General features: G+C 57.3%; 13 protein-coding genes. 6 read left to right on the forward strand and 7 right to left on the reverse strand.

Annotated elements, in window-relative coordinates; all coding sequences use genetic code 11:
* Positions 1 to 107 precede the first annotated feature (107 nt).
* Positions 108 to 983, forward strand: coding sequence for a helix-turn-helix domain-containing protein (locus HVX72_RS10395; RefSeq protein WP_181823148.1), 876 nt, complete (start codon positions 108 to 110; stop codon positions 981 to 983).
* On the opposite strand, the gene HVX72_RS10400 is transcribed toward HVX72_RS10395, so the two are convergent.
* Positions 960 to 2,126, reverse strand: a complete 1,167-nt coding sequence (locus tag HVX72_RS10400) for a benzoate/H(+) symporter BenE family transporter (RefSeq protein ID WP_181823149.1) — start codon at positions 2,124 to 2,126, stop codon at positions 960 to 962. The genes HVX72_RS10395 and HVX72_RS10400 overlap by 24 nt on opposite strands.
* A gap of 93 nt (positions 2,127 to 2,219) precedes the next feature.
* On the opposite strand from HVX72_RS10400, the gene HVX72_RS10405 reads away from it, so the two are divergent.
* Entirely contained in the window at positions 2,220 to 2,756 is a 537-nt protein-coding gene (locus HVX72_RS10405) for an XRE family transcriptional regulator (protein ID WP_181823150.1), read from the forward strand.
* Between the two features lie 78 nt (positions 2,757 to 2,834).
* Complete coding sequence (locus tag HVX72_RS10410; protein WP_042283157.1) at positions 2,835 to 4,796, forward strand: U32 family peptidase; 1,962 nt, start codon at positions 2,835 to 2,837, stop codon at positions 4,794 to 4,796.
* A 104-nt stretch (positions 4,797 to 4,900) separates the two neighbouring features.
* Here HVX72_RS10410 and HVX72_RS10415 read toward each other — a convergent pair whose 3' ends face one another.
* Genes HVX72_RS10415 through HVX72_RS10425 form a run of 3 tightly spaced genes read right to left on the reverse strand, consistent with a single transcriptional unit; the run spans position 4,901 to position 7,439 of the window.
* Positions 4,901 to 5,029 carry a DUF2474 domain-containing protein gene (locus HVX72_RS10415; RefSeq protein WP_001164804.1) on the reverse strand — a complete coding sequence of 43 codons (129 nt, stop codon included), beginning with the start codon at positions 5,027 to 5,029 and terminating at the stop codon, positions 4,901 to 4,903.
* Positions 5,029 to 6,039 carry a cytochrome d ubiquinol oxidase subunit II gene (cydB, locus tag HVX72_RS10420; protein ID WP_042283154.1) on the reverse strand — a complete coding sequence of 337 codons (1,011 nt, stop codon included), beginning with the start codon at positions 6,037 to 6,039 and terminating at the stop codon, positions 5,029 to 5,031. Before cydB ends, HVX72_RS10415 begins: the two co-directional genes overlap by 1 nt.
* Positions 6,039 to 7,439, reverse strand: a complete 1,401-nt coding sequence (locus HVX72_RS10425; RefSeq protein WP_181823151.1) for a cytochrome ubiquinol oxidase subunit I — start codon at positions 7,437 to 7,439, stop codon at positions 6,039 to 6,041. Before HVX72_RS10425 ends, cydB begins: the two co-directional genes overlap by 1 nt.
* A 168-nt stretch (positions 7,440 to 7,607) precedes the next feature.
* Here HVX72_RS10425 and HVX72_RS10430 point away from each other — a divergent pair, with 168 nt between their 5' ends.
* Positions 7,608 to 9,017 (forward strand): PLP-dependent aminotransferase family protein, encoded by a 1,410-nt coding sequence (locus tag HVX72_RS10430; protein WP_181823152.1) that lies wholly within the window; start codon positions 7,608 to 7,610, stop codon positions 9,015 to 9,017.
* Positions 9,018 to 9,326: 309 nt separating this feature from the next.
* Positions 9,327 to 10,754, forward strand: a complete 1,428-nt coding sequence (gene patD / locus HVX72_RS10435) for an aminobutyraldehyde dehydrogenase (RefSeq protein WP_181823153.1) — start codon at positions 9,327 to 9,329, stop codon at positions 10,752 to 10,754.
* A 101-nt stretch (positions 10,755 to 10,855) separates the two neighbouring features.
* Here patD and yncL read toward each other — a convergent pair whose 3' ends face one another.
* Entirely contained in the window at positions 10,856 to 10,951 is a 96-nt protein-coding gene (gene yncL / locus HVX72_RS10440; protein ID WP_072014929.1) for a stress response membrane protein YncL, read from the reverse strand.
* Positions 10,952 to 11,142: 191 nt separating this feature from the next.
* Between yncL and ortT the strand changes: the two genes are divergently transcribed.
* Positions 11,143 to 11,316: an orphan toxin OrtT gene (gene ortT, locus HVX72_RS10445; protein ID WP_042283144.1), complete on the forward strand. Its 174-nt coding sequence runs from the start codon at positions 11,143 to 11,145 to the stop codon at positions 11,314 to 11,316.
* A 39-nt stretch (positions 11,317 to 11,355) separates the two neighbouring features.
* Here ortT and HVX72_RS10450 read toward each other — a convergent pair whose 3' ends face one another.
* Positions 11,356 to 13,509, reverse strand: a complete 2,154-nt coding sequence (locus tag HVX72_RS10450) for a virulence factor SrfC family protein (protein ID WP_181823154.1) — start codon at positions 13,507 to 13,509, stop codon at positions 11,356 to 11,358.
* A complete protein-coding gene (locus HVX72_RS10455; protein WP_181823155.1) occupies positions 13,506 to 16,487 on the reverse strand; it encodes a virulence factor SrfB in 2,982 nt (993 codons plus the stop codon). Before HVX72_RS10455 ends, HVX72_RS10450 begins: the two co-directional genes overlap by 4 nt.

Consider the following 16,487-nt stretch of genomic DNA (forward strand, 5'->3'; position numbering starts at 1 on the left):
CCCTTGCGCACACTTGCAAAATCTTGCGCTTTTTTCCTTTGAGGGCATGGTAAGCGCGGCAACCTGCGATAGACTGAGTATCTGCTAAATGTTGTCGATATGGTGATATGTCCCGGTCCTACGATGCGTTTGAAAACCTGCGCAAACATAATGCTGTGCTGCATGAGTCAGTCGCGCTGCATTCTGGCGTCCAGCTGGCGGCCTGGTCGAACAAGCGCGATACCATTACGCAATATTGCGATCATCACACCCTCAGTCTGTACATTGAGGATGGCTATGAGAGTTATCACAAAACGTCCAGCGGCTGGGAAAACGGCGGCGGGCCGGATCGGTTTTGTCTGATGCCAAAAGAGAGCGAATCGACGTGGGATATTCGTGACGACTTATCCTTTGTGCATCTTTACTGCACCGATGCGCACCTGCGCGAAGTGGGCGAAAAAGTGTGGGACAAGAGTCCTTACCGTTTCACTCTTGAAGAACGGTTATTTGGCAACGACCCGGGTATCACCGCCGTCTATCGCCAGTTTTTTCTCGGTAACGACTGGCAGCAGCCCGCCAATCACCTGACGCTGAGCGCGGCCTCGTCGCTGTTGATGACTCACTTGATCCAGCACTACAGCAACGTCCAGTGGCGCCTGCCTACCGTAACCGGCGGACTGGCGCCCGTGACGCTGCGCAACGTGCTGGCGTACATCGATGCCCATCTGGCGGAACCGCTGACACTTGCCGACTTAGCACGCGAGGCGGCGCTCAGCGAATTTCATTTCGCCCGTATGTTTCGCCAGTCGATGAAAATGGCGCCGCATCAGTATGTGATGCAGCGACGCATGGCGCTGGCGAAGCAACTGGTGTGTCACACCCGTCAACCGTTAACCGACATTGCGCTGGCCTGCGGGTTCAGCTCTCCGAGCCATTTCAGCAACCGCTTTAAGCAGGTGACGGGGAAAACACCCTCGCAGCTACGCGCGGCGGGAGAAGGTTAACGTGGCGAAGCAGACACCACCCGCCATCAGCCCCCAGAATGCCGAGCCGATACCCCACAGCGTCACACCGCTGGCGGTGACCAGGAACGTGACGATAGCCGCATCGCGTTCCGCGTCATGGTTCAGCGCCTGATACAGACTGCCGGAGAGGGTGCTTAACAGCGCTAATCCTGCCAGCATCTGCACGCCGCTCACCGGTAGCGCCGCCATTATGCCGGTAATCGAACTGCCGAAAATCCCCGCCAGAAGATAAAACACCCCGGCTGACGCTGCCGCCAGCCAGCGCTTTGACGCATCCGGGTGCGCATCCGGACTTTGACAGATTGCCGCTGTGATGGCGGCAATGCAGATGGAATACACGCCAAATGGCGATAACAGCAATGCCAGCAGGCCCGTCACCACAATCAGCGGTGAAACAGGCACGTCATAGCCGCTGGCCTTCATTGTCGCCACGCCGGGCGCATTCTGTGACGCCATTGTGACCAGAAATAGCGGTACCGCCACGCCTAACGCGTGCGCCAGAGAAAATGAAGGCGCAATAAACGTCGGTATAACCGGAGCGACGCTCAACGTACGGGTCACCACTTCGCCCTCAAGCCATGCCACCAGTGCGCCCGCGAACAGTGCGGCAATGACGGCATAGCGCGGAGCAACTCGCTTTAACGCCAGCCAGGCCAGCAACATACTGCCGCACAGCATCAAATGGCCCTCCAGATTGGTGAAGGCCTGCAAACCAAAACGCAGCAGAATGCCAGCCAGCATCGCGGCGGCGAGCGAGTGGGGGATAATCCTCATCATGCGCGCAAACAGACCTGTTATTCCGCAGATGACAATCAGCGCGTTGGCGACGATAAACACGCCAACCGCTTCCGTCAGCGTTACCCCCTGCAAGCCCGTGACCAACAGCGCCGCGCCAGGTGTAGACCATGCCGTCAATACCGGAGCGCGATACCACAGTGACAGGCCCAGCGTACTGACGCCCATTGCGATGCCGAGCGCGGTCATCCAGCCGGCGATCTGTTCGGCGCTGGCGCCTGCGGCCACGGCGGCCTGCCAGATAATAGCCGCCGAGCTGGCATAGCCGATGAGGACCGCCACAAAACCTGACAGAAGCGTCGGTAGCGGAAGCGAGAAAGCGCGCATAGCAACCTCTTGTGCGTTATAACGGTCGATTGAATCTACCATTTGAGCGTTATAGCGCACAAGTGGTAAACTGATGTTTTTGGGAGAACGCGTATGGACAATCTCACACAGTATCTGGCGAGCACGCTGAAAACGTTGCGCACCCAGCGCGGCTGGAGCCTGTCGCGCCTGGCGGACGCGACAGGGGTGTCGAAAGCCATGCTTGGGCAGATCGAACGGAACGAATCCAGCCCGACCGTGGCGACCCTGTGGAAGATCGCCACTGGGCTGAATGTCCCGTTTTCTACGTTTATTTCACCGCCGGAATCGACGCCTTTGCCGACGTTTGATCCTCAGCAGCAGGAAATGGTGGTGACGCCGCTGTTTCCGTGGGATCCGGAACTTTGCTTCGACCATTTTTCCATTCTTCTGGCGCCCGGCGCGCTCAGCGAATCCACGCCGCACGAGTCGGGGGTAATTGAGCACGTCGTGGTGATCTATGGCGAGCTGGAGATGTGTATTAACGCGCAGTGGCGGACGATCAAAACCGGAGAAGGTGTTCGTTTCGCCGGTGATCACGCCCATGCCTATCGCAACACCAGCGCGCACACTGTCCATTTTCATTCGCTGATTCATTACCCGCGCAGTTAAGCGGGAAAACTATTTCGCAATGCCGCGCTTCTGACTACAATAGCCGCCATTTTGCTGCTACTGGATAAAAACAACGCTATGCGCCAGCACCCACATCGCCTTGAATTGTTAAGCCCGGCACGTGACACCGCCATCGCCCGCGAAGCCATTTTACACGGCGCGGACGCCGTTTATATTGGCGGTCCCGGCTTCGGCGCGCGTCATAACGCCAGCAACAGCCTGAAAGATATCGCCGAACTGGTGCCGTTTGCCCATCGCTTTGGCGCGAAAATCTTTGTTACGCTGAACACCATTCTTCATGACGATGAGCTGGAGCCCGCCCAGCGCCTGATTACCGATCTTTACCAGACCGGCGTCGACGCGCTGATCGTTCAGGATATGGGGATCCTTGAACTTGACATTCCGCCGATTGAACTGCATGCCAGCACGCAATGCGACATCCGTAGCGTCGAAAAAGCGAAATTTTTGGCTGACGTCGGTTTCACCCAGATTGTGCTGGCGCGCGAGCTGAGCCTTGCGCAAATTCAGGCGATTCATCAGGCGACCGATGCCACTCTCGAATTTTTCGTGCATGGCGCGCTCTGCGTCGCATATTCCGGCCAGTGTTATATTTCTCACGCCCAGACCGGACGTAGCGCCAACCGCGGCGACTGCTCCCAGGCGTGCCGTTTACCGTACACCCTGAAGGACGATCAGGGCCGGGTTGTGTCTTATGAGAAACATCTGCTGTCGATGAAAGACAACGATCAAACCGCTAACCTCGGCGCGTTAATTGATGCAGGTGTACGCTCCTTCAAAATTGAAGGGCGTTATAAGGACATGAGTTACGTAAAAAATATCACCGCCCACTATCGGCAAATGCTGGATGCGATCATTGAAGAGCGCAGCGATCTGGCGCGCGCGTCTTCCGGTCGCACCGAGCATTTCTTTATCCCGTCCACGGATAAAACGTTCCATCGCGGCAGCACCGATTATTTTGTCAATGCGCGCAAAGGCGATATTGGCGCCTTTGACTCACCAAAATTCATCGGCTTACCCGTTGGCGAAGTGCTGAAAGTGGCGAAAGATCACCTTGATGTTGAAGCCAGTGAACCACTGGCGAACGGCGATGGCCTGAACGTACTGATCAAACGTGAGGTGGTTGGTTTTCGTGCCAATACTGTCGAAAAAACCGGGGAAAACAGTTATCGCGTCTGGCCGAACGAGATGCCTGCCGACCTGCACAAAGTGCGCCCGCGACATCCACTAAACCGTAATCTCGATCATAACTGGCAGCAGGCGTTAACCAAAACCTCCAGCGAGCGGCGGGTAGCGGTGGATATCGAACTCGGCGGCTGGCAGGAACAGCTGATCCTGACGTTAACCAGCGAGGAAGGGGTAAGCGTGACGCACACGCTGGACGGTCAGTTTGACGACGCCAACAACGCTGAAAAAGCGCTGAGTAACCTCAAGGATGGGCTGGCGAAGCTGGGGCAGACGCTCTACTACGCGCGTGACATTCAGGTTAACCTACCCGGTGCGCTGTTTGTGCCAAACGGGCTGCTCAACGCGTTCCGTCGGGAAGCCATTGAGATGCTGGATAAGGCGCGACTTGCCCGCTACAAACGCGGCGTGCGCAAACCGGTCTCAGATCCCGCGCCGGTCTACCCGCAGACGCATCTGAGTTTTCTGGCAAACGTCTATAACCAGAAGGCGCGTGAGTTCTACCATCGTTATGGCGTACAGTTGATCGACGCGGCGTATGAAGCGCATCAAGAAAAGGGCGATGTGCCTGTGATGATCACCAAGCATTGCCTGCGTTTTGCCTTTAATCTGTGTCCGAAACAGGCGAAAGGTAACATCAAAAGCTGGAAAGCGACGCCAATGCAACTGGTCAACGGTGATGAGGTGCTGACGCTGAAATTTGACTGTCGCCCGTGTGAAATGCACGTTATCGGCAAGATTAAAAATCACATTCTTAAAATGCCGCTGCCGGGCAGCGTGGTGGGTTCCGTCAGTCCGGAAGATCTGATGAAAACGCTGCCGAAGCGTAAACCTTAATCCTTTGCGACATCAGCCCGGTGGCGTTTACCGGGCCTTTGTGTCGGTATTTATTTTCGCCGGTTAACGCCTGGCCCAAAGCCGACATCCGGCGAGGTGTCCGCTTAATGCGCTTTAAACCCCGCCGCGGTCATGAGCAGGCGAAAAAACATGCCCACCGCCGCCAGCGCCAGCACGCTGCCGCCCCAAAGGATGACCAGCCACATCAGGCGTTTCCAGAGAGAATGTTGCATCAGTGATACCCCTCGCCATGTTGCACTTTGCCGCGAAACACATAGTAACTCCAGAAGGTGTACACCAAAATCACCGGAATGATGAGCAGCGCACCGACCAGCATAAACCCCTGACTCTGGGCGGGGGCGGCTGCCTGCCAGAGGGTAACCGAAGGCGGAATAATGTGCGGCCAGATACTGATGCCCAGGCCGCTGAAACCAAGGAAGATTAGCCCGAGCGTCAGCACAAACGGGAACGTGTGGTTTTCCGGACGACCCAGTGTGCGCCATAACCAGACGCTGAACGCGATCACCAGCACCGGCACCGGCAGCAGATAGCCCAGGTTGGGAAGCGTAAACCAACGGTCGGCGATCGCCGGATGCGCTAACGGTGTCCAGAGGCTGATTATCGCGATTGACAACAGCAGGGCCAGCAGCAGTTTTTTCGCGACGCTGCGCATTTTATCCTGCAGCGGATTTTCGCTTTTCATCACCAGCCAGGTTGCGCCTAAGAGCGCATAGGCAACGACCAGTCCGACGCCACAGAACAGAGTGAAGGGGGTTAACCAGTCGAACGGCCCGCCGCTGTAGCGGCGACCGGTCACCGGGAAACCGTTGATCACTGCGCCAACCACGATCCCCTGGGCGAAGGTAGCCAGAATCGACCCGCCGAGAAAAGCATGGTCCCAAAATGGGCGGTGGGCTGGCGTGGCCTTGAAGCGAAACTCGAAGGCCACGCCGCGAAAAATCAGTCCGATCAGCATCAGCGTCAACGGAATGGTCAGCGCATCGATAATAACCGCATAGGCCAGCGGGAAAGCCCCAAACAGCCCCGCGCCGCCCAGCACCAGCCAGGTTTCATTACCGTCCCACACCGGCGCGACGCTATTGACCATCACATCACGATCCTCTGCGTCTCGTGTGACAGGAAACAGAATGCCAATACCCAAATCGAATCCATCCATCACGATATACATTAGCGTGGCGAAGACGATGATCACAAACCAGATAACCGATAAATCAATACCCATTAGCGATGTGCCTCATGTTGAGAATCGAGGACGGCGGCGGAAAGCGGCCTGGCGGGTGTGCCCGGCGGCGGCGCGGAATCATCTTCCAGCGGCCCTTTGCGGATCAGGCGAATCATATAGCTGTAGCCGACGCCAAAGACTGAGCTGTAGACAACAAAGAAAGCGAGCAACGAAATGCTCATATGTAAATCGCCGTGGGCCGACACCGCGTCGGCAGTACGCTGTAAACCGTACACCACCCACGGCTGGCGTCCGACCTCAGTGGTCACCCAGCCCGCGAGAATGGCGATGAGCCCCGAGGGTCCCATCCATAGCGCAAAGCGCAGGAACGGGCGCGAGGTGTAGAGGCGCTGCCTGTAGCGCAGCCAGAGCGCACAGAGCCCCAACAGGATCATTAACATGCCCAGGCCGGCCATGATGCGAAACGACCAGAACACGATCGTCGAGTGAGGGCGATCCTCTTTGGCGAATTCTTTTAGCGCCGGAACCTGTTTATCCAGACTGTGCGTCAGGATCAGGCTTCCCAGCGCCGGGATCGCCAGTCCATAGCGGGTGCGTTCCTGTTCCATATCCGGCCAGCCAAACAGCAGCAGCGGCGTCGGCTCACCCGGCGGGTTTTCCCAGTGACCTTCAATCGCGGCGATTTTGGCTGGCTGATGTTTCAGGGTGTTCAGCCCATGCATATCGCCGATTAACGCCTGCACCGGCGCGACAATAAGCGTCATCCACAACGCCATGGAAAACATCGTGCGAATGGCTGGCGTTGTGTTGCCGCGCAGCAGATGCCAGGCTGCCGAAGCGCCGACAAACAGCGCGCTACTGAGAAATGCGGCGACGGACATATGCAGCAGGCGATAAGGGAACGAAGGATTGAAGATAACGGCGAACCAGTCCACGGGCACAACCTGGCCGTTGACGATCTCAAACCCCTGCGGCGTTTGCATCCAACTGTTAGACGCCAGGATCCAGAAGGTGGAAATGAGGGTGCCAAGCGCCACCATGCAGGTTGAGAAGAAATGCAAACCCGGGCCGACTTTATTCCAGCCAAACAGCATCACCCCGAGGAATCCGGCTTCAAGGAAGAAAGCGGTCAGCACTTCATAGGTAAGCAACGGCCCGGTAATACTGCCTGCGAATTCCGAAAAACCGCTCCAGTTGGTGCCGAACTGATAGGCCATCACCAGACCGGAAACCACGCCCATGCCGAAATTGACGGCGAATATTTTCGACCAGAAGTGGTACAACGAGCGCCAGACCGGATTTTTGCTTTTTAGCCAAAGGCCTTCCAGCACCGCCAGATAACTGGCAAGCCCAATGGTGATCGCCGGAAAGATAATGTGAAAAGAAACCGTAAAGGCGAACTGGACCCTTGCCAGGTGAAACGCATCAAGACCAAACATGCCTGACTCCGCACTAAAAATTGATTCAGCGCAATTCTAGGCGTGTGAAGCTATGAGGGGCAGAAACAGAACAGGCATATTTAACCATAACAGTTTGCAAATCATTGTGAATTTTATTCACTGTTATACACTGCGAGGCTCACCTGCATTGACCGACGAGAAACCAGAATGAAAAAATACCAGCGTCTGGCTGAACAACTTTGCGAACAGATCGCCTCTGGCGTCTGGCAACCCGGCGATCGTCTGCCGTCTCTGCGCGAACAGGTCGCCAGCAGCGGCATGAGCTTCATGACCGTCGGACATGCTTACCAACTGCTGGAAAGTCAGGGGCGAATTATTGCGCGTCCGCAGTCCGGCTATTACGTCGCGCCACGCCCGATTCTCCAGCCGACCGTGCAGCCAGCCCAGGTGATGCGTGACGAGGCTGTCGACATCAATACCTCTATTTTTGAGATGTTACAGGCCAGCCGTGATGCCTCGGTCATGCCGTTCGCCTCGGCGTTTCCCGATCCGCGCCTGTTTCCGCTCCAGCAACTTAACCGCTCGCTGGCGCAGGTGAGCAAAACCGCGACCGCCATGAGCGTGCTCGAAAATCTGCCGCCTGGCAACGCAGAGCTGCGTCATGCCATCGCCCGTCGCTATGCCCAGCAGGGCATAACCGTCTCGCCGGATGACATTGTCATCACCGCCGGTGCGTTAGAAGCGCTTAATCTGAGCTTACAGGCGGTCACCGAGCCCGGCGACTGGGTGATTGTGGAAAACCCCTGTTTCTATGGCGCGCTGCAAGCGCTGGAGCGATTACGGCTTAAAGCGCTGTCAGTGGCGACCGACGTGAAAGAGGGGATCGATCTCGCGGCGCTGGAACAGGCGTTACAGGATTATCCAGTAAAAGCGTGCTGGTTAATGACCAACAGTCAGAACCCGCTTGGCTTTACGCTTAGTCCGGCGAAAAAAGCGCGGCTAGTCGCGCTCCTTGACAAGCATAATGTGATGCTGATTGAAGATGACGTGTACAGCGAACTCTACTTTGGCCGCGAAAAACCGTTACCCGCCAAAGCCTGGGATCGCAGCGACCGGATCCTGCACTGTTCTTCATTCTCGAAGTGTCTGGTTCCGGGCTTTCGCATTGGCTGGGTGGCTGCCGGCAAGCACGCCCGCACTATTCAGCGCCTTCAATTAATGAGCACGCTGTCGACCAGTTCGCCCATGCAGCTGGCGCTGGTCGATTACCTGTCTACCCGTCGCTATGACGCCCATCTTAGACGCTTGCGCCGTCAGCTTGCTGAGCGCAAACAACAGGCCTGGCAATCGCTGCTGCGTCACCTGCCTGCCGACGTGAAGATCCATCATAACAACAGCGGCTATTTTCTCTGGCTCGAACTGCCGGAATCAATGGATGCAGGAGAACTGACCGCGCAGGCGCTGGCGCACCAAATCAGTATCGCTCCCGGGAAAATGTTTTCCACCTCGGACACCTGGAAACGCTTTTTCCGCTTCAACACCGCCTGGCAGTGGGGGGAAAGAGAGGAGAGCGCCGTTAAACAACTCGGTCAGCTTATTCGCGAACAGCTGAAATAGCGCGTCGTAATGTGTAAAGCAGGTTCTGATTATCCATGAGCCTGCTTTTGCCTGTCATTCATAGGAAATATCAATACCCGTCAATTTTGCTTTTGCTCGCTAACGCCTTGTCTATATTAGGGAAGAGAGACTCTTTACCCTTGTCCGCGACGTAATGCGCGTTACGTCACATCCTGGTCAAATTTCTTCTTTCCGGGCGGTGGGCTTTCTGTGCGCCGACTATTCTCTGGAAAGAACAACATTCCGCGGTACGACTGTCGTGACAGCGTCGCCGGAAACGGTAAATAAACAATGACATGGGAAAATGCTATGCAACATCTCTTACTGATTAACGGCGAGCTGGTCTGCGGTGAAGGCGAGAGGCAGCCCGTCTATAATCCGGCGACGGGCAAGGTGCTTCTGGAAATAGCCGAAGCCTCTCCTGCGCAGGTTGACGCCGCCGTTCGCGCAGCCGACAGGGCGTTCAGCGAATGGGGACAAACGACGCCTAAAACGCGCAGTGAACGGTTGCTGGCGCTGGCTGACGCGATAGAGCAGAACGCGCAGGTCTTTGCCGAACTGGAATCCCGCAACTGTGGGAAACCGCTGCATTGCGCGCTCAATGATGAGATCCCGGCGATTGTCGATGTGTTCCGTTTCTTTGCCGGCGCCGCTCGTTGTCTCAACGGTATGGCTGCCGGGGAATATCTGGAAGGACACACCTCTATGATCCGGCGCGATCCGGTGGGTGTCGTCGCCTCAATTGCGCCGTGGAACTATCCTCTGATGATGGCCGCGTGGAAACTGGCGCCTGCGCTGGCAGCCGGTAACTGCGTGGTGATAAAACCCTCCGAAATCACGCCGCTGACCGCGCTGAAACTTGCCGAACTGGCCAAAGATATCTTCCCGGCGGGCGTGCTGAATGTGCTGTTTGGTCGTGGTAAAACGGTTGGCGATCTGCTGACCGGGCATAAAAAAGTGCGCATGGTGTCGTTAACCGGTTCGATTGCCACCGGCGAACACATTATCCGTCATACCGCGCCCGCCATTAAGCGTACACACATGGAACTGGGCGGCAAAGCGCCGGTTATCGTGTTTGATGATGCCGACATTGACGCCGTGGTCGAGGGCGTGCGTACGTTCGGCTTTTATAACGCCGGACAAGACTGTACCGCCGCCTGCCGAATCTATGCGCAAAAGGGGATCTATGACGCGCTGGTGGAAAAACTTGGGGCGGCGGTTGCCAGCCTGAAAACGGGGGCGCCGGAGGAAGACTCTACTGAACTGGGGCCACTGAGTTCACTGGCGCACCTTGAGCGGGTCGCAAAAGCGGTCGAACGGGCCAAAGCGCTTGGACACATTAAGGTGGTTACCGGCGGACAGAAGGTGGACGGTCCCGGCTATTATTTTGCGCCGACGCTGCTGGCGGGGGCCAAACAGGAGGACGAAATCGTGCAGCGGGAAGTCTTCGGCCCGGTAGTGAGCGTGACGCCGTTTGACGACGAGGAACAGGTGTTGACGTGGGCCAACGACTCGGAGTACGGTCTGGCCTCGTCGGTGTGGACACAGGATGTTGGGCGCGCGCACCGGGTCAGCGCCAGGCTCCAGTATGGCTGTACGTGGGTAAACACCCATTTTACGCTGGTCAGCGAAATGCCGCACGGTGGGCAGAAAATGTCAGGTTATGGGAAAGACATGTCGCTTTATGGGCTGGAAGATTACACCGTTATTCGTCACGTCATGGTTAAACATTCATAGCCTTTATGATCAGTGCGGGATCGAACGGGGCGGGAAAAGATCGTACGTTGCAGGCAGAGAGAAAAATCTCTCTGCCAGTCTGCGCCGCAGGGATGTAGAAATTAAATAAACCAACCAAATCTCAATGAGATAAGCGTTACCAGTCCGACGGCAGCAAAAAGATTGATCACTACGACAGTTCTGCTTGAGACATTCATTTAGGCCACCCTGAGTTATTACCCCTTTGTGTATAGTTCGGGATCGCAAATTGCGCAATAGGACAACCCGGGGTTATTCATCGGCAGCGACAAAATCGGAACAGCGCCAGACCAGAGCGATAAAACTTGATGTACATCAAAAAAAAGAGCATATTGCGCGCGTTTCACTTCTCTGGCCGGATGTCCCGTCAATGTCTTTGTATCAAAAAATGCTCGTTTTTTATGCGGTAATGGCCGCGCTGACTTTTCTCATCACCTGGTTTTTATCGCACGATAAAAAACGTATCCGTTTTTTGAGCGCCTTTCTGGTGGGAGCGACCTGGCCTATGAGCTTCCCGGTCGCATTGCTGTTTTCGCTGTTTTAACACGGCTGAACAGGAGGGCGGTGATGCACCTCCTGCCTGTTATTGTCCCCCACTCAACAGCGTGTTCAGCGCGTTTTTATCCTCTGGCGTCACTTCATGTGGTTGGCTGAATCCATTGTTCTCCTGGGCGCGCGTATACAGCGCCACCAGCCAGTCATAGACGTAGCGGCTGGCGGCATGTACCGGCCGGTCGTTTAACGCTGTCAGGCGTGCCATAGGTGGACGTTTTGCCGCGCTGAAAATCGTCTCGCCTTTGGCCATTCGACTGGCAGGGCGTTCGCTTTCCTCAACGTCGGCATAACCGAGCCAGGCGACAAAGTTGGCGATGTTGGCGTGCAACTGCGCGCCGCAGTTCTCGTCCTGTTGCACAATTTGCTGTAACTGCTGCGCAAGCTGCAAGCGGTAGCTGGCGGCGATCAGTATTGCGACCACCTGCCTGAGCGTGGCGGGCTTCAGGCCTAAACGTGTGGCATTGCTGTCGTCGCGGCTCCACTGGCGAAGATGGTTGATCCACAATTTGTGCGCCCGGTCGCCGGTATCATTACCCTCAACCGTTTGAGGCGCGTCGTGAACCTCCGCAAAAAGATCGACAGCGTCGTTGAACAGCCCGCTAACCTGTTCTTCCCTCGGCTGACGTATCTGGAGCAGGCTCTCAAACTGTTGCACCTCGGGAACAAGGCCATCCAGCAGATCGCCGTGATGTGCTGCCTGTTGCTGTAATTCACGGACAACCGTTTCGGCGCTGGACAGGTTGTCAGGCAGCAGGCACAGCAGTTCACGCAGATACTGCCGATGCCGGGCATAAAGCGCCTCAATGCGTGCTTGCCGCTGGGGGAACGACGTGGCGTGGGACAGCCATTCGATCAATCGTTGCAGACTGTTTTTATCCAGTGCCTGAAGGGTGCCCCAGTGCTGACCGGGATTGCCCATCAGTTGCTGGACGGTTTCATCCAGATTCTCTCCGCTTACAAAGCGCGCGTCCTGCGGGGTGATCGCCCATACCACGCCCGGTAGCGCTGTGTCGCGTAAGGGTTGGGTTTCGTGGACCCAGTTCAGTAGCCGCCTGGCGGTAGCGGGTGTTTGCGTGCGGTTAGCGGTGGCATTGCAGATGACTAACACGTCAGGCTGTCGCTGCTGACGATAGTGCTCTAGCAGCCAGCCGAGTTTAGCCTGCCATAAGGGCTGTGGAGAGGTGACGGGCGCCAGCGGAATATCCAGCAGATCGACCTCGTCAAGTACGCCGTCCTCCACGCTCAGCACCAGCTCGCGGGTAAGCAGCGCAAGGGGATCTTGCGGCAGGCTCACGGCCGCCAGCAACGCGCCTTCCACCACGGGATGCACCACCACGTCATTTTGCGCTTCCGGTGAGGCATGGGCTTCCTGGGTGATAAAACGCTCGGACGGTAAACCAAACTGATCGACCAGTAGGCTGAGCGGCGCAGCAACTTCGCCAACGTTACCGGTCTGTTGCAGCACATGCGCCAGCGCCAGCCACTGCTGCGTTAGTTCCGGCTGTTCGCCCCACAGCAGCGACCAGATGCTGGCGCGGGTAGTGAGATCAACATACGGAAGCACAAGCGCGAACTGATGCCAGAGCGCATCGTCAATCTGTTGTTGAGAAGCCGGTCGGCACTGACGACAGAAGCGGGCGACGGTGGCGACTTCCGCCGCCGTAACGCCGGGGACGGGATGACGCTGGCGCAGCGACCGCCATTTTTCGAGACGCGATTCAATCATCGCTTTTTCTGCCTGGCGGCATGCTGGCTGCGTGTGGGCCATCGTAATAAAGATTTGCACCAGTTCGGCTTCAGCGATCAGCCGCAGACGTAACGGCCACTCGTCATCGGGCGAACTGGCCTGCCGCGTAAAGCGTAGCGCCATGTTGGCGGCGGCATGGCCGGGGTTAATATGGCTGAAATAGTCGAAATAGCGGTCCGGCATCACCACATTCATCCTGCCGTTTCCACTGCTGCACAGGGCGGAAAGTAAATGGGCTTTCGCTGACTGGGAATAACCGTACAGCCCGATACAGGCGCGTGACTGACGGGCGGTCTCCAGCGCAATCTCCGTGGCGTTCGCGGCGTGAAGCTGCGTCAACAGCGCGTCTGCTTCGGCATCCAGCGTGACGGCGTAGCGGCGGGTGCGCTCTACCCAGGCAATAGCGGCCTGAGAAAGGGTTAACGTTTTGCTCATTTCAGGTACACGCTCCCGCTGTCGATCCAGTAATGACTGCCGCTGTGTCGACGGTCAGCCAGGGTATTTAATTTTAAGGTCAGGGCATCCGCCGGAACGGGTGTGCCGTCCTGTAACCAGGCGTCGCTGAGGACAAACGATTCGGGACCGTTTTCTTTGCTGCCGCCGCGCAACTGAAGCCGCACGCTCAGCACACCGTCACCGGCAATATTTTTAGCCAGTTCGGCGGAGTTGATGCTCAGCGTATAGAGCGGCGTTGCGGGCCAGCGGCTGTTCGCCAGTTGGCGGAAACCGAGCGTCACGTTACCACGCAACGGAAAGTGGACGCGGGTATCCAGCTTTTCACCGGGTTTATCCAGATCGATATCGCGATACCAGACATTTTCGTCGCGCAGGATGTTGACGGTGTTATCCAGCACGCCGAGATAGCGTACCGTTGACCAGGCGCCGATATCGGCTGCTTTAAAGTTAAAGCGCGGCAGACGCAGATCCAGCGCCAGACTGCACAACATCGCACCGACGGCGGCAGTGGATTTCGGGTTGCCGATCCGTCCCTGCTGGTTGAACGGATACCATTCATGCACCCGGTAGTTATCCATCCATACGATCCGGTTGACCGGAACAGGTTGAAGATGGCGGATCAGCGCCTGCACCGCAGGCAGACAGGCGGGCCTGCCGGTCACCAGCAGCACGTCGCAGCAATAGTGCGAAATGGCTTCGCACACCGCATGCAGCGGCGACGTAAGGGTGAATTGCCCGGCCAGCATCGCCTCTTGCAGCTGGCTGAACTGCACCTGTAACGGCACGCTAAGCACATCGAACGCTGGCGTGCCGGGCGGCAGCGCATGGTCGACGGCCTGCTGAATGTAGTTCATGACGTTGCGGGTTGGGCGCTGAGGTAACAGCTCGCCAAAGGTGGCATGCACCCCGGCCAGCGGATCGTTGATGTCGCACTTTTCCCATGCGGAAAGCACCGCGTGCCCCAGCGGCATAAACAGCTGAAGCGCCGTTTGCTGGCGCAGCACCGCCTGGGTATCTATGCGCCCGGAATCGCCAAACAGCGTGGCGAGCAGGGCGGCGGCATCGGTGACGCCTGCCTGCTGCAGCCGGGTTTGCAGCGCCGGTAAGATGCATCTCTGAATGACATCCAGAAGCATGTCATCGCCTGCGACCTTAAATCCTTCGCGAAACAGCAGGCGCGGGGTGATTTTAACATTTGTACCGACGCCGTCGTCCAACTGATAGTGAACAATCGCCATGTCAGTGGTGCCGCCGCCAATATCAATCGAGGCAACGCGCAGCGCCCGGCCTTTGCTTTCGCCCGGCTCGGGCTGGCGGTCCGGACGCGCCATTGCGCGGAAAAAGGCTTCGCTACGTCCGGCGTAATGGGAGATTGCTTCGTTATACAGCCACACCAGTTGCCCGCAGCTGGCTTCGTCCCATTCCATCTGGATCTCAGGCACTGGCACCCGGCTTTTTTCCTGCTGTTTACGGCTGCTAAAGTCGTCGTCCTGCGGATGCCACCCCATGGCTTTCCAGACAAGGGCAATGGCTTCAAACATACGCTGGCGGAAGATCTCCCGCTCCTGCTTTGGCATTGCCGAGGGCAGGGTGAGGATCAGCGTACGCAACTGGCGCGGCGATGCGGGAAACCCCAGCCGCAGACGGGTCGCCACACTGTTGATCTGCCCCAGCGCCTGGGCGAGGATCTCGCAAAGCATATGGGTCATCAGGGTGCTGCGGCTGTACTGCGGGGAGAATACCGGCAGGCGTTCATCCTGCGGCAGCGCGTACAGCGGCTGGCCGTCGTCATTCATCAGATTCATCAGCGGAAAGGCGGTCGCGAGCGGTTCACGCTGGGTTTTGCTGTTCATCTGGCTGAAACGCCAGTCGTGCAGTACCGGCGTTTCATCCCACAGGTAGCGGCGGGGACTGGAAATACCGCTATTGCCGTCGGTTCCGGTTCGTTGCATCGCCAGTTTACGCGCTTCGTCGCCGACCCTGACAATCGACGGCCAGATAAACGCGTCTTCGCGTCCGCTTTCGACGGAAAAATGCTGCTTGCCGAAGCGGGCTTCCGAGAACTCAAGGCGACTGGTGAACAGCGGATCGTTCAAAAACTGCGGCTCGCTCAGCGATCGCACCTGCAGTTCTGCCGTCTGGCGCAGGCCGTCGTTGGCATCGCCGTGATCCTCAATCAACACGCCGCAGGTGTGGGTATTGCCAACGTCAAGGATCAAATCGACCGGAATCGCGGGAGTGCTCAGCGTCTCTGTGACCAGCCTGACCTCTGGCACCGTTAGCTGTTCGCCGAGTAACGCCAGCAGATTCAGCCAGTGCGCCTGATATTCAAAACTGCGCAGCGCCTGACTGATGGCCTGTTCCGGGCGGTTTTCCACCTGGCTGACATGATGTAAAAACACCTCGCGCAGCCAGCCATCAATCCACGTCTGATCGAGAAAATCAGCCACTTCGTCATCGCGCCAGGCCAGCGCAAAGCGGGTACCGTTCAGTACATCGTTTTCACTGGGGGCGAGCGCGGAGGGAGTCGCGTCGCTCAACTGACTGTCGAGCGCGAGCGTAACGCGGTGGGTATGACCTGCGCTGTCAGGTAAGGCGAGTTTGCGAACCTGCACGCGCGCCCAGTTATCCGGACCTTCAACAAAGGTGCGCGGCGGGTTGAAGCGCAGGAACGGCAGCGGTAGCCAGACGCCGTCCAGTACCGCAAGCGAATACTGTAGCGACTGTGTGCTTTCGGGTTTAACCACTTCTGGCTGCATTCCCGGACGCGCCGGCAGCGTGTAGCGACCGTTTACCAGATCGTAGTCCAGACGCAGCAGCGGGCCGTTAGCGGTTTTCCGCACAAAACGGCCATGATGTGCCGACTCCTGCGGCGTCAGGCCGAAGTCAAGAAACTGAACGCCGCTGTTTGCGATGAGCGTGACGCTCTGTTTGTAATCACACAAATTCACCAGCAT

The sequence above is a fragment of the Citrobacter sp. RHB21-C05 genome, assembly GCF_013889015.1.
Lineage (GTDB): Bacteria > Pseudomonadota > Gammaproteobacteria > Enterobacterales > Enterobacteriaceae > Citrobacter_A > Citrobacter_A sedlakii.

Excerpts from the sequence above, each read along its gene's own strand:
- yncL (WP_072014929.1), bottom strand. The coding sequence starts at position 10,951 with ATGAATGTCTCAAGCAGAACTGTCGTAGTGATCAATCTTTTTGCTGCC.
- HVX72_RS10450 (WP_181823154.1), bottom strand. The coding sequence starts at position 13,509 with ATGAGCAAAACGTTAACCCTTTCTCAGGCCGCTATTGCCTGGGTAGAG.
- HVX72_RS10415 (WP_001164804.1), bottom strand. The coding sequence starts at position 5,029 with ATGCAACATTCTCTCTGGAAACGCCTGATGTGGCTGGTCATCCTTTGG.
- HVX72_RS10430 (WP_181823152.1), top strand. The coding sequence starts at position 7,608 with ATGAAAAAATACCAGCGTCTGGCTGAACAACTTTGCGAACAGATCGCC.
- ortT (WP_042283144.1), top strand. The coding sequence starts at position 11,143 with ATGTCTTTGTATCAAAAAATGCTCGTTTTTTATGCGGTAATGGCCGCG.
- HVX72_RS10455 (WP_181823155.1), bottom strand. The coding sequence starts at position 16,487 with ATGCTGGTGAATTTGTGTGATTACAAACAGAGCGTCACGCTCATCGCA.
- HVX72_RS10400 (WP_181823149.1), bottom strand. The coding sequence starts at position 2,126 with ATGCGCGCTTTCTCGCTTCCGCTACCGACGCTTCTGTCAGGTTTTGTG.
- HVX72_RS10410 (WP_042283157.1), top strand. The coding sequence starts at position 2,835 with ATGCGCCAGCACCCACATCGCCTTGAATTGTTAAGCCCGGCACGTGAC.
- cydB (WP_042283154.1), bottom strand. The coding sequence starts at position 6,039 with ATGGGTATTGATTTATCGGTTATCTGGTTTGTGATCATCGTCTTCGCC.
- HVX72_RS10405 (WP_181823150.1), top strand. The coding sequence starts at position 2,220 with ATGGACAATCTCACACAGTATCTGGCGAGCACGCTGAAAACGTTGCGC.
- patD (WP_181823153.1), top strand. The coding sequence starts at position 9,327 with ATGCAACATCTCTTACTGATTAACGGCGAGCTGGTCTGCGGTGAAGGC.
- HVX72_RS10395 (WP_181823148.1), top strand. The coding sequence starts at position 108 with ATGTCCCGGTCCTACGATGCGTTTGAAAACCTGCGCAAACATAATGCT.
- HVX72_RS10425 (WP_181823151.1), bottom strand. The coding sequence starts at position 7,439 with ATGTTTGGTCTTGATGCGTTTCACCTGGCAAGGGTCCAGTTCGCCTTT.